This window comes from Aeromonas sp. sif2433 (assembly GCF_019218705.1).
Taxonomy (GTDB): domain Bacteria; phylum Pseudomonadota; class Gammaproteobacteria; order Enterobacterales; family Aeromonadaceae; genus Aeromonas; species Aeromonas encheleia.
Genome location: NZ_JAHUXD010000003.1, coordinates 326,372 through 342,826, shown reverse-complemented (window position 1 = coordinate 342,826; position 16,455 = coordinate 326,372). Strand labels below are relative to the sequence as shown.

Sequence of the window (16,455 nt, the reverse complement as noted above, 5' to 3'; positions counted from 1 at the left end):
GCCATCATGATCGCGCTTTTTGTCATCGTCATCATGGCCCTGCTGGCGGCGGCCATGGGCCGTTTTCTGGTGGATAGCGGCGAGAAGAACACGGTGGAGGTGCGGGGTGTGCGGGCCCTGATGGCGGCCCAGAGCGGGTTGGAAATAGCCCTCTATCGGCTCTACCCCAACGATCACTGGACCGCCCAGCGGTGTGATGCTCTGACCAGGACCTCCTTCTCTATCCCCGGGTTGGTGGATTGTCAGGTCAGCGTGACCTGTCAGCCCATCACCGCGAGTACGAACGGGATGACCCAGACCAGCTACCGGTTTCGCAGCGAAGGGCGCTGTGGTAACACGGATCTGAATAGCCCCAACCCCGATTTTGCCGTCAGTCGGACCTTGGTGGCGGAAGCCTTCGATGGAGATGCACCATGACAGACAACCTAAGCTCCTGGGGCTGGCTCTGCGCTTTTCCTCGTCGATGCGGGTTCATGTTGTGCCTGGTCGCTTGGTCGCTGTTGAGCCTGGTCAGTTCGGGTGCGGATGCGTTTGGCGTCATTGATACCGGCCGCTATTTTCCGGCCGTGGTACAAGGGCACCATGGGGAGCAAGCCAGCGCCTGTGCCGGGACACTCATCCCCCAGCTGAGTGAGGTCAACAATCCCAGGATCAACGGCACTGGCGGGAACAAACTGTCCTTCTGCTCCATTACTGCCAACCAGAACAACACCAGGAACTGTGACGATGGCCTGGGGGGCTACAAGGTTTGCGCCATCACGGGACAGGATATTGGCGGCCTCAGCCTGACGGGGGGTAACGCTTTCCCCACGAATGGCTCCACCACAGATCTAAACTGCAACAACAATGGCAGTGCGGTGCTGGATCAGAAGGCTTACCGCAACGTAGGTAGCAGCGGCTGCCAACTGGTGTTGACCGCCCAGCCGGGCTATCAGATAGCCAGCTTGAATATGAGCAATGGTGGCACCCTGATCCTGGGGCCGGGCGATCATTTCTTCGAGACACTTTCCCTGGATAGCACCATCGTCAAGTTACAGAGTAAGGATCAGGCGCTGACCCGGATCTTCGTCAAGAACACACCGACGTTGCGTAACAATCCATTGATCAATGCCGGTGGCAAGCAGAACCTGGTCTGGGTCAGTTATAACGACTTCAATATCAGTGATAGCGCCAGGTTTGTCGGCTATCTCTATGCCGGTGGCACTGTGATTATGGGCAACCAGGCGACCCTGACCGGTCGGATCACGGCGCGTACCCTGGTGGTGAAAGACAATAGCGTTATCAACAAGGGGGACGCAGTGGTGCCGCCCCCGTTGCCCAACTGCAGTGATATCTTCACTGACCCACCGACGGAAGGTGCCATCATGGAGCCACCCGCGGGTATGCTTGAACCGCCCTTGACGGATCTGTCATGCAGCAGCCACAAGGGAGTGACTACCTGCAGCGGTCACGCCGGGAACAGCTTCGCGCCAGGGGATCATGATTTCAACAACGGTTCCATCGGCAATGACGCCGAGATCGTCGCCAGTGGGGTGACGGCGCGGCTGTACTTCAACAACCTCGATCTGAACAACGCCAAGCTCAACCTAACCAACCCACCAGAGAACCTCTTCATTTATGTAAAGGGCGATCTCTCGATTAAGGGTCAGAACCAGATCAACGGCATCGTCTATGTCATGGGAGACGTCAATATGTCTGGCAATGCCAGCATTGATGGGGCGCTGGCGGCGGGTGGGAGCATCGATATGGGTGGCAACGGCGAGGTCGATTTTTCTCAGGACGCGGTCGACAATGCTGATCTGGGTGGTCTGTGCCAGCAAGGCGGTGGCGGCGGTAGTCAGGTTGACCATTTCGAGCTGGATCACAGCGGCCAGGCGTTGACCTGCAACCCTGAGCCCATCACCATTCGCGCCTGTGCCAATGCCGCCTGCAGCAGTCTGATTACAACCACGGTCTCTCTTACCCTGGCTCCGGCGACGGGCTGGGAAGGTGGCAACCAGCTCAGCCTGACGGGAGGAAGTGCCGTCAAACAACTTCGCCATACCACTGCGGGCGCTGTGACCCTGGGGGTTAGTGCATCGAATCCGGTCGCGAGCACTGCCACCCTGTGCCGGGCCGGGGGCGGTGCACTCAGCGCCGCCGCCTGTACCCTCAGCTTTGCCGACAGCGGTTTCCTGTTCGATGTGCTGGACACTTACGCCAACAGGCCGCAACAGGTGCAGCTGAAGGCGGTGAGGAAAGACAGCGCGAGCCAGAAGTGCGTGCCCGGCTTTGCCGGCGTCAGCAAGCCGGTCAGCTTCTGGAGCGATTATGTCAGTCCGAACGGCAACGGCTTTGGCAGCAAGGTGACGGTCAATGGCAACGCCATCGCGACGACCCAGGGGGCGGCCACCGCCAGCAACCTGAGCTTCGACGCCCAGGGGGAGGCGACCCTGACGGTCAATTATCCGGATGCGGGTCAGATGCAGCTCAATGCCCGCCACCAGGGCAGCGGCGACAGCGCCGGTCTGGTGATGACGGGGGGCGATCAGTTTGTCAGTCGCCCGGTCGGGCTCTGCATCACGGCCCCGCAAGGGGTCTGCGTGGCAGGGGATATCAGCTGCCCGGTATTCAAGAAGACCGGGGAAGCCTTCCCGCTCAACCTTGGGGCCGTGGCCTGGCAGTCCGATAACGACACCGATCTCTGCCGCGGCAATCTGGCGACCCCCAACTTTGCGCTGACCGGGATAGCGCTCGCTAGCCAGCTGGTGGCCCCCCAACCCGGGGTGGAGGCGGTCGTCGGTACGGCTAGCTACGACCATGCCATCACGACCGCCAGCAACCTCAACGTGGTCGGGCAGTCGGTCAACGAGGTCGGGGTGTTCCGGATGCTGGCGACCCCGCCAGCTGGCGGCTACTTCGGCTATACCATAACCCCCGCGCTCAGCGCGCCGCTGGGGCGCTTTATCCCGCTGGACTTCAACCTGGTCAGCGGCGACATAGCGCCGGCCTGTGGCGCCTTCAGCTATATGGGGCAGCCCTTCCTGGCGGAGTTGAATATCCAGGCCCGCAACCAGCTCGGACGGGTCACTCAGAACTATAGAGAGAGCTTCGCCAAGGGCGATGCCTACTTGAGCACGGCCAACAACAGAGATGGGATAGCACTCTCTGCCCGGCTGCGCAGCCTGGGACCGCTGCCATGGGTGGCGGGGGCGGCTGATTTCAGCGGGCCGACCGAGTTTGCCCGCCTCTCCGATAGCCAGCCTGACGGCCCCTACCGCGAGCTGCTGTTTGGTCTCTATATGCAGGACAACGATGGCGGGCAGACGCTGATCGCGGATCCCGATTTCAATGCCCAACAGGTTGGGACATGCAGCGGCTCGGGTTGCAACGCCAAGCAGATCGATGCCAGCCCCATGGAGGCCTATTTCGGGCGGGTGCTGGCCGGCACGGCGCAGGGGGTGGCGTCGGCGCCGCTGACGGTGCCGCTGCAACTGCAATATCACGAGGCAGGCAGCTGGCACCGGCAGTGGGCGGACCAATGTACCCGGCTCTCCCTGCTGGATGGAGGGTTCGAGTTTACCGATAGCAGTCAGAGCTTCGATGCAGGGAGCGGCGAGCTGACTCTGGACGAGAACACCAAGATCCGGCTCGGGCTTGGTCCGGTCGCGCCCGGCGCCATGACGGCGACGGTGCAGGATGGGATCATCGCCTTGCAGCTGGCGGCCCCGGACCAGACGGTGCGCATCCCCTTCCGGATCGATCTGAGCAAGCAACCCGAGTCGGCGCTGCAACCAGGAAGGCGGCCGTTCTGGCTTTCGGACCCCCAGAGTCTGGATGGCATGGCGATTTTTGGCATCGGTCGCGGCAATGACAGAATTATTTATCGGCGTGAGGTGATGCCCTGAAATTGATCTGTCGATGAGGATCGGGACCGTTTGGCTTGAGCTTGAGACTTATCTCCTTGTTTCGTAGAGTTTGTCTGCCTGAGCGGGTGAGTGATGACTCGCATTTTTGTCGCGCTTGATTGATTGGCGACAGTTTGAGCGCTTGCCCATTGAGGTGGGCATTGGTAAAGTTAGCCGGTTTTATGCACCTCCAAATTCTTAGGATTTCCCGTAGCCATGTTCAAAAAGCTCAGAGGCGTCTTTTCCAACGATCTGTCGATCGACTTGGGAACTGCCAACACCCTGATCTACGTAAAAGATCAAGGGATCGTCCTTAACGAACCCTCAGTTGTCGCCATTCGCCAAGAGCGCGGGAACGCCAAATCGGTCGCTGCCGTCGGTCATGCCGCCAAGCAGATGCTGGGTCGTACCCCAGGCAACATCTCCGCCATCCGTCCGATGAAAGACGGCGTCATCGCCGACTTCTACGTGACCGAGAAGATGCTGCAGCACTTCATCAAGCAGGTTCACGACAACAACTATTTCCGCCCCAGCCCCCGTGTGCTGGTGTGCGTGCCGTGCGGCTCCACCCAGGTCGAGCGCCGTGCCATCAAGGAATCCGCGCTGGGCGCCGGTGCCCGTGAGGTCTACCTGATCGATGAACCCATGGCTGCCGCCATCGGTGCCGGCCTGCCGGTCTCTGAAGCGACCGGCTCCATGGTGGTGGACATCGGTGGTGGTACCACCGAGGTGGCCATCATCTCCCTGAACGGCGTGGTCTACTCCCAGTCCGTGCGCATCGGTGGCGACAAGTTTGACGAAGCCATCATCAGCTACGTGCGTCGCAACTATGGCAGCCTGATCGGGGAAGCCACCGCCGAGCGCATCAAGCACTCGATCGGCTCCGCCTATCCGGGCGAAGAGGTACGCGAGATCGAGGTGCGTGGTCGCAACCTGGCCGAAGGGGTGCCGCGCAGCTTCACCCTGAACTCCAACGAGATCCTGGAAGCGCTGCAAGAGCCGCTGTCCGGTATCGTCGCCGCCGTCATGGTCGCCCTGGAACAGTCCCCGCCCGAGCTGGCGTCCGACATCTCCGAGCGCGGCATGGTGCTGACCGGTGGTGGTGCCCTGCTCAAGGACATCGACCGCCTGCTGATGGAAGAGACCGGCATCCCGGTCGTCGTGGCCGAAGATCCGCTCACCTGTGTCGCCCGCGGTGGCGGCAAGGCGCTGGAGCTGATCGATATGCACGGTGGCGATCTGTTCCACTACGAATAAGACCCAAAGCCGGCCAGCGTGCCGGCTCTTTTTTGACGACTCATGAAACCCATTTTTGGTAGAGGCCCTTCGCTTCAGTTACGGTTGTTTCTCGCCGTCATCATCTCTGTTGCTGCCATCGTCGCGGACTCCCGCTTCGGTGTGTTTACCCATGTCCGCGTTTATCTGAGCTCGCTGGTCAGCCCGCTGCAATACATCGCCAACGCACCCGGCACCCTGCTCGATACCATGTCGACCCAGGTGCAGACCCGCTCCAGCCTCATCGAACAGACCAAGCAGCAGGAACAACAGCTGTTCACCCTGCGCTCGCGCCTGCTCAAGCTGGATCAGCTGGAGCACGAGAACCAGCGGCTGCGTGAGCTGCTCGGTTCGCCGGTGCACAAGGAGTCCCGCAAGATGGTGGCCGAGCTGCTGTCGGTGGATTCCGACCCCTTCAGCCATCAGGTGCTGATCAACAAGGGGGCGCTGGACGGCGTCTATAACGGCCAGCCGGTGATCAACGATCAGGGGGTGATAGGTCAGGTGCTGCACGTGGGTTCCACCACCAGCCGGGTCCTGCTGGTCACCGACTCCAGCCACGGCATCCCGGTACGGGTGCTGCGCAACGATCTGCGCGCCATCGCCTCCGGCAGTGGTGAACTCGACAAGCTCGAGCTGCGCAACCTGCCGCGCAACACCGATGTGCAGGTCGGCGATCTGCTGGTGACCTCGGGTCTCGGCGGTCGTTTCCCGGAAGGCTACCCGGTGGCGACCGTGACCCGCTCCGACTATGTGGAGGGCAAACCCTTCGCCCAGGTCGAAGCCAAGCCGCTGGTGGAGCTGGACCGATTGCGCTACCTGCTGCTGCTGTGGACCGACAAGAAGCCGGAAGTGCACGACAATGATGCCCTGGCGCCGGCACCGGCCCCAGCTCCGGCGGCGTCTGCGGCGACGGCCACCTCGGCGGCGGGGGCGACGCGCTGATGCTGCAACCCGCCAGTGGCAGGATCTGGATCTGGGTCTCGATCCTGCTGGCTCTGTGCCTGTCGATCCTGCCGCTCCCCTTTCAATTCGAACCCTTCCGGCCGGACTGGCTCGCCATGGTGCTCATCTACTGGGCGCTGGCGTTGCCGCACCGGGCCAACGTCGGCACCGCCTGGGTGGCGGGCCTGCTGCTGGACGTGCTGCTCGGCAGCACGCTCGGGGTGCGGGCCATGGCCATGGCCATCACCACCTATCTGGCGGCCTTCCAGTTCCAGAAGATCCGCAACTTCTCCCTCTGGCAGCAGGCACTGATCATCGGCCTGCTCTCGCTGGTGGGCAAGATCACCGTATTCTGGGCCGAGCACCTGTTCAGCCGTGCCAGCCTCAATTTCGCCTATTTTTGGTCGACCCTGACGACGATGCTAATATGGCCCTGGATCTTTATGGTCTTGCGCAAGGTGCGCCGTCACTTCAATATTAAGTAAGTGAACATGAGCAAAAACAACGGATTGTAACTGCGTCTCATCTCATTGAGTGAATATGAACAAGCACAACGAACTGCAACTCTATCTCGCCTCGGGCTCCCCCCGCCGGCACGAATTATTGACCCGCCTGGGCTACCGCTTCGAGGTGCTCAGGCTGGATGTTCCCGAGCAACGGGAAACGGGCGAGAAGCCCCAGGATTATGTCTGCCGGCTCGCCCGTGACAAGGCGATGGCCGGGGTGGCTGCCGCCCCGACCGCGCTGCCGGTGCTGGGCGCCGACACCATAGTGGTGTTGGGGGATCGGGTGCTGGAGAAGCCCTCCGATCTGCTCGACGCCAAAGACATGCTGGAGGCGCTCTCCGGCAAGGTACATCAGGTGATGACGGCGGTGGCGTTGGCCACCCCGGATCGCTGCGACGTGCGGCTGGTTACCACCAACGTGGCGTTTCGCAAGCTGGACGAGGCCGAGATCGAGGCCTACTGGCGCACCGGTGAGCCCTGCGACAAGGCCGGCGCCTATGCCATTCAGGGCCTCGCCGGCAAGTTTGTCAGCCGGCTCGAGGGGAGCTACAGCGCCGTGGTCGGCCTGCCCCTGCTGGAAACGGATCTGCTGATCCGCCAGCAGCTCGAACAGAGCCGATAACCCGCCCCAGCGGTCTCCTGCTGCGTTACCACCTGCGTTGCGCGTGCCCTGCCGGACTGGCAGTCAGAATTCAAAACTAGAAAGGCAAGGTAACTTATGTCAGTCGAACTGCTGGTGAACGTCACCCCCTCCGAAACCCGGGTCGCCCTGGTCGAGAACGGCCTGCTGCAGGAAGTGCATGTAGAGCGTCAGGCCAAGCGCGGCATAGTGGGCAACATCTACAAGGGCAAGATCAGCCGGGTGCTGCCCGGTATGCAGGCCGCCTTCGTCGACATCGGCATGGACAAGGCTGCCTTCCTGCACGCCTCCGACATAGTGCCGCACACCGAGTGCGTGGCGGTGAAGGAGAAGGAGCAGTTCCAGGCCGGCAACATCGCCGAGCTGGTGCGCCAGGGCCAGGACATCATGGTGCAGGTGGTCAAGGATCCGCTGGGTACCAAGGGTGCCCGCCTCACCACCGACATCACACTGCCCTCCCGCTATCTGGTGTTTATGCCGGGCAGCGCTCACGTCGGCGTCTCCCAACGCATCGAGTCGGAAGCGGAGCGCGAGCGCCTCAAGCGTACCGTAGCGGGCTACGTGGATGATCTCGGTGGTTACATCATCCGCACCGCCGCCGAAGGGGTGGGGGAGCAGGAGCTGGAGCAGGATGCCGCCTTCCTCAAGCGACTGTGGCGCAAGATCCTGGAGCGCAAGCAGAAGTACCCGCCCTGCAAGATCCTCTACGAGGATCCCAGCCTGGCCTTCCGGGTGGTGCGTGACTTCGTCGGCGCCGAGCTCGACAAGATCCGGGTCGACTCGCGCCAGAGCTTCGAGCTGCTCTCGCATTTCACCGGGGAGTATGTGCCCGAGCTCGCGAACAAGCTGGAGTACTACTCCGGCGAGTCGCCCATCTTCGATCTCTACGACGTGGAGAACGAGATCCAGCGCGCCCTTGAGCGCAAGGTGGAGCTGAAATCCGGCGGCTACCTCATCATCGACCAGACCGAAGCCATGACCACGGTGGACATCAACACCGGCGCCTTCGTCGGCCATCGCAATCTGGAAGAGACCATCTTCAACACCAACGTCGAGGCGACCGCCGCCATCGCCCGCCACCTGCGGCTGCGCAACCTCGGTGGCATCATCATCATCGACTTCATCGACATGCAGTCGGAGGATCACCGCCGCCGGGTGCTGCACAGCCTGGAGCTGGCGCTGGCCAAGGACAGGGCCAAGACCAACGTCAACGGCTTCTCCCAGCTCGGGCTGGTGGAGATGACCCGCAAGCGCACCCGCGAGAGCCTGGAGCATGTGCTCTGCTCCGAGTGCCCGGAGTGCAAGGGCCGTGGCCGGGTCAAGACGGTGGAGTCGGTCTGCTTCGAGATCCTGCGGGAGATCATCCGGGTCAACCGTGCCTACGATGCGGATCAGTTCACCGTCTACGCGGCCCCCTCGGTGGCCGACTACCTGCGGGGCGAGGAGTCACACAGTCTGGCCGAGCTGGAAGTCTTCATCGGCAAACAGGTCAGGGTGGTGACTGAACCGCTCTGTGGGCAGGAACAATTCGATGTGGTGATGATGTAATTGGTCTACCGCTGGCTGAGTCGGGGCTGGTTAGCCCTCGGGGTCTTCTTCGTGCTGCTGGCCATCCTGGTCAGCCTGGTACGCCTTGGCGGCCCCCTGCTCAACCAGCACCGCCAGGCGCTGATCGCCAGCCTGCTCGGCGACAGCCAGCTGGAGGTCAGCGTCGAGCACATCGGCCTGGACTGGACCCAGCGCGGACCGGCCCTCGAGCTGCAAGGACTCGCCATCGCACCCGATTCGGGGCGTTTCTCCCTGCGCCTCGGCAAGGTGTGGGCCCACCTCGACTTCTGGCGCTCCCTCAACGAGTGGAAGCCGGTGTTCGGCCAACTGCTGCTGAGCGACGGCGACATAGCGCTGGATCTGGCCCAGCCGGCAGAGCCGGCGGGCGAGAAGAATCCGAACCAGCAGGCAGCCCTGCTGCGCTTCCTGCTGACCCAGCTCTCCACCTTCGACATTCATGACACCCGCCTGAGCGTGACCACGGCGCTGGGTGAGGTGCGCGCCCTCAACATCGCCCAGCTGCGCTGGCAGAACCGCGGCCAGCGTCACCAGGGCGTGGGCAAGGCCTATCTCATCAACGGGGTGGGCGAGAGCGCCATCGATCTCATCCTGGACGTAGACGCCCCCGCGACGCGGTTCGGCAGCCTCAGTGGCCAGCTCTATCTGGGGGCCAGCGAGCTCGACATCAGCCCCATGCTGGCCAGGATCCACAGCGGCGAGCCCAAGGTGACGGGCCAGCTCGACTTCCAGCTGTGGAGCAACTTTGCCAACGGTCAGCTGGGGGACTCGCTGCTGGCCTTTGGCAACAACCATCTGATCTGGAAGGACGAGGTCAAGGGAGAGCCGCACCGGCTCGATCTGCGCGGCGGCAAGATCCAGCTGCGGCGGTCGGGGGAGGAGTGGCAGCTCGCCAGCCATGATGTGATCTTCAAGCTCGATGGGGCGACCTGGCTGCACAGCCGGCTGCAGCTCGAGCGGGTGGGCGAACGCATCCAGGGCTATGTGCCCGCCATCGACATCAGCCAGATCGCCAGCCTGAGCCAGCTGGTCTCGGGTCTCTATCCCCGCCTGACCGAGACCCTCAAGCGCACCCAGCCCAAGGGCAAGTTGCAGGATCTGATCCTGCAGGCGGATGCGAACTGGCAGGGGCTCTCCCTCGCCGGACGGCTCGCGGGCTTCGAGATGAAGGCCTGGCGGGATGTGCCTGGCCTGCAGAACCTGGACGGCGAATTCTGGCTGACCCCGGCGGGCGGCGGCGCCCGCCTGGGCCTCGGCAAGGGCAAGGTGGATCCGGCGCGCCACTTCAAGGAGCCGATCCCGGTCGACAGCCTGACGGCGCGGCTGGATTGGTGGCAGACGCCGGCAGGCTGGGTGCTCTATGGTCAGGACATCGCCCTGGACAACCCGGATCTGCGCCTCGCCAGCCGCTTCCGGCTCGATCTGTTCGAGCACCCCTTCCTCGCCCTGACCGGCCGCATCGACGTCAAGAACGCGGGCCATGCCTATCGCTATTACCCGCTGGCCGTGATGAGTGACGGCCTGGTGAACTACCTGAGCGGGGCCATCAAGGGGGGCCAGGCCAAGGGCGCCGACCTGCTCTGGTACGGCGAGTTCAGGGACTTCCCCTACGATCAGGGCGCCGGCGTCTTCCAGGTGGCGGTGCCGCTCGAGAAGGCGACCTTCCAGTTCTTCCCCGGTTGGCAACCGCTCACCGACCTGCAGATCGATCTGCTGTTCCAGAACGCCAGCCTCGACATGAACAGCCGCTCCACCCGGCTCGGCAAAGCCGGCTCCGACTCGGTGCATGCCTGGATCCCGACGCTGGCCCCGGGCGCCCATCTCTACGTGGACGCCAGGGTCGCCGGCGAGGGCAAGGCCATCAGCGACTATCTGCAGGATTCGCCGATGGGCAACTCCGTCGGCCAGGCGCTGCGGGAGATCGAGATCCGCGGGCCCATGAAGGGCACGGTCAAGCTGGATATTCCGCTCGGCGGCAAGGGCGAGGTCAAGGCCAGCGGAGATGCCTTGTTCCACAACAACAAGGTCAGGATCGCCGCCCTCGACATGCCGCTGGAGCGGGTCGATGGCCGACTGCTGTATGACAACGAACACACCCGCTTCAGCAATCTCAAGGCCAGCCTGTGGGATCAGCCGCTGACCCTGGATTACCAGGGCAAGCAGTTGCCGAACCGCTACCAGGTCGATCTCAAGTTCAAGGGGCAGTGGGACAGCAGTCGCCAACGCCGCGACATCCCCGCCCTCGAGCTGCTCAAGGGGCGCAGCAACTGGACTGGCGCCCTGGGGCTGACGCTGCCCAATGACAAGCCGTTCAGCTTCCAGCTGGCGCTGGACTCCAACCTGCAGGGGATGGGGCTGGATCTGCCGTTCCCCCTCGCCAAGACGGCCGACAGCCAGCTCCCGCTCAAGGTCACGGTGCGAGGCCGCGACGGCGCCGCCGATATTCGCGGCGTGCTGGGGAACGATGTGGACATGCAGAGCCGGCTGGTTTACGGCGAGGGCACGCCCTACCTCAGCCGGGTGCGGGTCGACGTCGGCCAGCCGGGGGCCAGGGTGTTGCAGGACAAGCCCATGCTGCTGGTCATCAACCAGCCGCATGCGGACGTGGGTGGCTGGCTGGCGCGGCTCAAGCGGTGGCTGCCGAGCCAGGCCGAGAGCGGCAATGCGGTGGTCGGCCCCTCCTTCCTGCCCCAGGAGTGGTGGGTGGATGGCCAGCTGGCCAGGGCCGATATCGGCAGCGCCAACATCAAGGCGGTGCGCTTCACCGTGGGCCCGGTCCGCCAGGCCACCGAGGTGATGATCGACAGCCCGGATGTGATGGGGGTGGTGCGCATCCCCGTCGCCGGCCAACAGCCCATCGACGCCAAATTCGCCAGGATCTACTGGTCCGGCAAGGGATCGGATCTCAGCCCGGAGCCGGATGCCCGGCAGGACAAGGCCATCATGGACGCCATCCCCTGGCTCAACTTCAGCTGTGTGGACTGCCGCTTCGGCACCCTGCCGCTGGGGGAGCTGAAAGGCGAACTGGTGCCCGGCGTCAACCAGCTGGCCCTCAAGGGGCTGGAGATGAAGCTCGCCGGCAGCACCCTGAGCGGGAACGCCGAATGGCTGGCGCTACCCGGCCAGATGCAGACCCGGGCCCGGCTCAAGCTCAACACCCAGAACAGCGAACTGCTGCTGCAGCGACTCGGCTTCACCTCGCCCATCGGCGATGCGCCGGGCAAGCTGGCGCTGGACCTGAACTGGCGTGACGTTCCCTACCGGCTGGATCTGCCGACCCTGGGAGGCACCGCCGACTATCAGCTGGAAGGCGGCACCCTGCGGGAGGTCAACGACAAGGGGGCCCGCCTGCTCTCCCTGCTCAGCCTGGATTCGTTGCTGCGCAAGTTGCGGCTCGATTTCCGCGATGTGTTCGACAAGGGCTTCTACTTCGAATCCATGTCCGCCTCCGCCAAGATCAAGCAGGGGGTGGTGGACAACAACGACTTCTACATGAAGGGGGCGGCGGGCAACCTGCGCGGTGAGGGCATCGCCGATCTGGTGCGCTGGCGACTCGATTACGATCTGAGCTTCTCCCCGAACCTGGGGGGCACCCTGCCGGTGGTGGCCGCCTTCTCGCTGACCCCGATCACCGGGCTCTATGTGCTGGCGCTCTCCAAGCTGCTGGAGCCGGTGGTGGACGTGGTGACCCGCATCGACTTCCGGGTCTCGGGCCCGCTGGATGATCCCAAGCTGATCGAGGCGGGGCGGGACAAGGCGCGCATCAAGCTCAACCAGCAGCAGAAGCAGGCGGTGGATGCGGTGGCTCCCAGTCTGCCCGCCGAGGAGGTCACCCCCTTCCTGCTGACCCCCAAGCATACCGGACCCGGTCAGCGCTAAAGGGGCTCATCTGCGGGGTGTGCGGTGCAAGAGCCCTTTCGCCCGGCGCCGGAACCTAGCATAGTGCTGGTTACCCCCCGCAAGCCGGGATGCTATCCGCATCGAACGGCTTGCCCACGACAAGGAGTGAGTCATGTGGTTAGCCGCAATACAGCTGGTGTCCGGTCGGCACTGGCAGGATAACCGGGAGCAGATCGCCGCCGAGCTGGCGGCCCTGCCCAAAGCGCGCCCCTTGCTGGTGCTGCTGCCGGAAAACTTCGCCCTGTTTGGCGAACGCCAGGGCTATCTGGACAACGCCGAAGCGATCGGTGAGGGGCCCATCCAGCAACAGCTGGCCCTGTGGGCCCGGGACCACGGGATCTGGCTGGTGGCTGGCGCCATGCCCACCCGCATTCCCGGCTCCAGCCATATCCACACCAGCTCGCTGGTGTTCGATCCCAGCGGGGATCTCAAGGGCCACTACCACAAAATCCATCTATTCGACGTGGACGTGGCCGACAACCAGGGCCGCTACCGGGAATCGGAGACCTTCAGCCCCGGCCAGGATCCCGTGCTGGTAGACTCCCCCTTTGGTCCCCTCGGCCTCTCTATCTGTTATGATCTGCGCTTCCCCGAGCTCTATCGTCGGCTGAGCCGCGCCGGTGCCCGGGTACTGCTGGTGCCGGCGGCCTTCACCGCCGTGACCGGCGAGGCGCACTGGGAGCCGCTGCTGCGGGCCCGCGCCATCGAGAACCAGTGCTATGTGGTGGCCGCCAATCAGGGCGGCAGCCACGAGACGGGGCGCCAGACCTGGGGCCACAGCATGGTGATCGATCCCTGGGGCCGGGTGCTGGCCTGTCAGCCATCGGGCCGTGCGACCGTGCTGGCGAAGATGGATCCCGCCCTCGGCGAGGAACTGGCGCGGACCATGCCGGTGCTGCAACACGCCCGATTGCTGTAGGTCTGCATGGGTTCGATTAGCCGCATGGCGGCGCAATCGGACTAGCGCGAAACGGCATCATCGAGAGTTCGTGAATACCCTTGCATATGGCACACATGACGTTCGATTGCGCGTCGCGAATCGAACCTACTTTGCCCTTTCTCGTTGAGACAGGGGATTTTATTACGACATCTCCCAGCGAGAATGGAGAACAAGATTGAGTCTATTGAGCCAGGTTAGTGCCTCATTGTTGGCCCCGAACGACCTCGATGAAGGACGGCTGCAGCAGCTGCTCGGCAGCCTGATGAGCCATCAGGTGGAGTTTGGCGACCTCTATTTCCAGCGCAGCTGGCACGAGTCCTGGATGCTGGAAGATGGCATCGTCAAGGATGGCAGCTACAACATCGACCAGGGGGTCGGGGTGCGCGCCGTCAGCGGCGAGAAGACCGGCTTCGCCTACTCCGACGAGCTGAGCCTGCTGGCGCTGCAACAGTCGGTCACCGCCGCCCGTGGTATCGCCGCTGCCGGCGCCCAGGGCAAGGTGAAGGCCTGGGCTCGCACCGAAGCGAACCTGCTCTATCCGGCGATGGATCCGCTGCAGACCCTCGACAAGTACCAGAAGATCGCGCTGCTTGAGCAGATGGACAAGTTTGCCCGCAGCCTGGATCCCGCCATCAATCAGGTGATGGCCTCCATCAGCGGTGTCTATGAAGAGATACTGGTGGCCGCCACCGATGGCACGCTCGCCGCCGACGTGCGCCCGCTGGTGCGGCTGTCGGTGACCGTCATCGCCGAGAAGGGGGATCGCCGTGAGCGCGGCAGCGCCGGCGGCGGTGGCCGCTGCGGTTATGACCATTTCCTGGAGCTGGACGGGCTGGAGAGCCGGGCCTTCGGCTATGTGCGCGAGGCGGTGCGTCAGGCGCTGGTCAACCTCGAGGCCATAGATGCCCCGGCCGGCACCATGCCGGTGGTGCTCGGCGCCGGCTGGCCCGGTGTGCTGCTGCACGAGGCGGTGGGGCACGGCCTGGAGGGGGACTTCAACCGCAAGGGCTCGTCCGCCTTCGCCGGCCGCATCGGCGAGCAGGTTGCCTCCCAGCACTGCACCATAGTCGATGACGGTACCCTGGTGGGCCGACGCGGCTCCGTCAGCATCGATGACGAGGGCACGCCGGGCGGTTACAACGTGCTGATCGAGAACGGTATTCTCAAGGGCTACCTGCAGGACAAGCAGAACGCCCGGCTGATGGGGGTACCGCTCACCGGCAACGGTCGTCGCGAATCCTATGCCGCCCTGCCGATGCCGCGGATGACCAACACCTACATGCTGGCGGGTCAGTACGATCCGGCGGAGATCATCGCCTCGGTGAAGAAGGGCATCTATGCCCCCAACTTCGGCGGCGGTCAGGTGGACATCACCTCCGGCAAGTTCGTCTTCTCCGCCTCCGAGGCCTACCTCATCGAGGACGGCAAGATCACCGCCCCCATCAAGGGCGCCACGCTCATCGGCAACGGCCCAGAGGCCATGAGCCAGGTCTCCATGGTGGGCCACGATCTGGCATTGGATCGCGGGGTCGGGGTCTGTGGCAAGGAGGGCCAGAGCGTCCCGGTCGGGGTCGGCCAGCCGACCCTCAAGCTGGATCAGCTGACCGTGGGCGGTACCCAGTAACGGGTCACCCAGTCCATATCCGATCAAAAAAGACCCCGGCCAGTGCCGGGGTTTTTTATTGGCGCTGGCGGCCGGGCGCAACAAAAAGCCCCGGACAGGGCCGGGGCTGGGGGAGGCAGGGCGGGTCAGTTGACCGAGATGGCCCTGGCGTCGATGTAGTAGTGCGGCCTGCCCTGGGGATCGATCCGGATCTGGGCCACCAGGCGGTTGGACTCCCGGTGTTCCCATCCCTTGGCCTGCCGGCTGGGGGACGGGCTGGTGACACCGACCACGGTCAGGTACTCATGAAACAGGCTGTAACTGCGGATCTCGGTCAGCATCTTTTCCATTGCATCTCTCCTGAGGGGGTGGATAGGGTGGTATCACCTTAGTCCTCATTAGCTGAATGCTGGCTGTACAAAAAATGACCACAACGGACCGTTCCGCTGACCCTTATTCCAATCCGCTCAGGATCCGCGTGCCTCCAGTGTCAGCTTGACGGCCTCCTCACCCGGCCCCGCGGTCTTGTGCTGTACCTGGGCGGCGGGCGCGCCGTGGAACACGGGATCCTGCGCCACTTCCTTGATGCCGTTGATGCAGAACTGCATGCCCATGCACACCAGCAGGAAGCCCATGATGCGGGTCATTGCGTCGATGCCGGTGGCCCCCAGGATCTTGCAGACCGGATCCGCCAGCTTGAGCACGCCCCAGCTGAGCAGGCTCATCAGGGCGAAGGCGGTGACCACGGCGGCATAGATGACGAAGCGGTTGTAGTCGGTCGGCAGCTCGGCTATCTGGGCGGCGCCGCTGATCACCAGCGCCATGGTGCCTGGCCCGCACATGCTGGGCATGGTGAGCGGCACGAAGGCGATGCTCTGGTTGATGTCGACCCCGGCGGCCTGGCTGGGGGCGGGGAACAGCATGCGAAAGCCGATGAAGGCGATGATCAGGCCACCGGCCAGTCGCAAGCCGGGAATGGAGATCCCGAAAAGATCCAGGATGGAGGATCCGATGAAGAAGCTGACGCAGAGGGTGGCGAACAGATAGATGGCGGCCAGATTGATCTGGCGGCGCACGTGTTCACGGGACATGCCCTTACTCAGTCCGAGCAGCAGGGTGGCCGTGGTGGGGGGATTGACCATGGGCAGCAAGGCCAGCAAGGCAATGAATACGACCTGGAAAAACATCTTTCA

12 protein-coding genes are annotated in these 16,455 nt (G+C 63.7%); 10 read left to right on the top strand and 2 right to left on the bottom strand.

The genetic code is table 11. The annotated features are described in order from the left end of the window. Positions 1–6: 6 nt before the first annotated feature. From KW825_RS07000 to tldD, 10 genes are all read left to right on the top strand, one after another. The gene (locus tag KW825_RS07000; protein WP_218292655.1) at positions 7–417 is read left to right on the top strand and encodes an MSHA biogenesis protein MshP; all 411 of its coding nucleotides are present in this window, start codon (positions 7–9) and stop codon (positions 415–417) included. 56 nt (positions 418–473) lie between these two features. After that, entirely contained in the window at positions 474–3,887 is a 3,414-nt protein-coding gene (locus KW825_RS06995) for a DUF6701 domain-containing protein (RefSeq protein WP_218328747.1), read from the top strand. Positions 3,888–4,103: 216 nt separating this feature from the next. Next, the gene (locus KW825_RS06990; protein WP_042651882.1) at positions 4,104–5,144 is read left to right on the top strand and encodes a rod shape-determining protein; all 1,041 of its coding nucleotides are present in this window, start codon (positions 4,104–4,106) and stop codon (positions 5,142–5,144) included. A 42-nt stretch (positions 5,145–5,186) separates the two neighbouring features. Then, a complete protein-coding gene (gene mreC, locus KW825_RS06985; protein WP_218328746.1) occupies positions 5,187–6,107 on the top strand; it encodes a rod shape-determining protein MreC in 921 nt (306 codons plus the stop codon). Beyond that, positions 6,107–6,592 (top strand): rod shape-determining protein MreD, encoded by a 486-nt coding sequence (gene mreD / locus KW825_RS06980; RefSeq protein WP_033131672.1) that lies wholly within the window; start codon positions 6,107–6,109, stop codon positions 6,590–6,592. The genes mreC and mreD overlap by 1 nt, the downstream gene beginning before the upstream one ends. A gap of 55 nt (positions 6,593–6,647) precedes the next feature. Beyond that, positions 6,648–7,235 carry a nucleoside triphosphate pyrophosphatase gene (locus KW825_RS06975; RefSeq protein ID WP_218328745.1) on the top strand — a complete coding sequence of 196 codons (588 nt, stop codon included), beginning with the start codon at positions 6,648–6,650 and terminating at the stop codon, positions 7,233–7,235. A gap of 96 nt (positions 7,236–7,331) precedes the next feature. After that, positions 7,332–8,801, top strand: coding sequence for a ribonuclease G (gene rng, locus KW825_RS06970; RefSeq protein WP_042651885.1), 1,470 nt, complete (start codon positions 7,332–7,334; stop codon positions 8,799–8,801). Further along, entirely contained in the window at positions 8,802–12,698 is a 3,897-nt protein-coding gene (locus KW825_RS06965) for a YhdP family protein (RefSeq protein WP_218328744.1), read from the top strand. It begins immediately after the preceding gene. 133 nt (positions 12,699–12,831) lie between these two features. After that, the gene (locus tag KW825_RS06960) at positions 12,832–13,638 is read left to right on the top strand and encodes a carbon-nitrogen hydrolase family protein (RefSeq protein WP_218328742.1); all 807 of its coding nucleotides are present in this window, start codon (positions 12,832–12,834) and stop codon (positions 13,636–13,638) included. Between the two features lie 196 nt (positions 13,639–13,834). Then, positions 13,835–15,283 carry a metalloprotease TldD gene (gene tldD, locus KW825_RS06955; protein ID WP_218328740.1) on the top strand — a complete coding sequence of 483 codons (1,449 nt, stop codon included), beginning with the start codon at positions 13,835–13,837 and terminating at the stop codon, positions 15,281–15,283. 125 nt (positions 15,284–15,408) lie between these two features. Here the strand turns inward: tldD and KW825_RS06950 are convergent, their stop codons facing one another. Together KW825_RS06950 and KW825_RS06945 are read right to left on the bottom strand one after the other, a co-directional pair. Next, the gene (locus tag KW825_RS06950; protein ID WP_042651891.1) at positions 15,409–15,612 is read right to left on the bottom strand and encodes a hypothetical protein; all 204 of its coding nucleotides are present in this window, start codon (positions 15,610–15,612) and stop codon (positions 15,409–15,411) included. Positions 15,613–15,729: 117 nt separating this feature from the next. After that, positions 15,730–16,449, bottom strand: coding sequence for a MarC family NAAT transporter (locus KW825_RS06945; protein WP_218292611.1), 720 nt, complete (start codon positions 16,447–16,449; stop codon positions 15,730–15,732). Positions 16,450–16,455: the final 6 nt, after the last annotated feature.

What these genes read in the sequence shown, in the direction of transcription:
- KW825_RS07000 (WP_218292655.1), top strand. Translation starts at nt 7, where the DNA reads ATGATCGCGCTTTTTGTCATCGTCATCATGGCCCTGCTGGCGGCGGCC.
- KW825_RS06995 (WP_218328747.1), top strand. Translation starts at nt 474, where the DNA reads ATGTTGTGCCTGGTCGCTTGGTCGCTGTTGAGCCTGGTCAGTTCGGGT.
- KW825_RS06990 (WP_042651882.1), top strand. Translation starts at nt 4,104, where the DNA reads ATGTTCAAAAAGCTCAGAGGCGTCTTTTCCAACGATCTGTCGATCGAC.
- mreC (WP_218328746.1), top strand. Translation starts at nt 5,187, where the DNA reads ATGAAACCCATTTTTGGTAGAGGCCCTTCGCTTCAGTTACGGTTGTTT.
- mreD (WP_033131672.1), top strand. Translation starts at nt 6,107, where the DNA reads ATGCTGCAACCCGCCAGTGGCAGGATCTGGATCTGGGTCTCGATCCTG.
- KW825_RS06975 (WP_218328745.1), top strand. Translation starts at nt 6,648, where the DNA reads ATGAACAAGCACAACGAACTGCAACTCTATCTCGCCTCGGGCTCCCCC.
- rng (WP_042651885.1), top strand. Translation starts at nt 7,332, where the DNA reads ATGTCAGTCGAACTGCTGGTGAACGTCACCCCCTCCGAAACCCGGGTC.
- KW825_RS06960 (WP_218328742.1), top strand. Translation starts at nt 12,832, where the DNA reads ATGTGGTTAGCCGCAATACAGCTGGTGTCCGGTCGGCACTGGCAGGAT.
- KW825_RS06950 (WP_042651891.1), bottom strand. Translation starts at nt 15,612, where the DNA reads ATGGAAAAGATGCTGACCGAGATCCGCAGTTACAGCCTGTTTCATGAG.
- KW825_RS06945 (WP_218292611.1), bottom strand. Translation starts at nt 16,449, where the DNA reads ATGTTTTTCCAGGTCGTATTCATTGCCTTGCTGGCCTTGCTGCCCATG.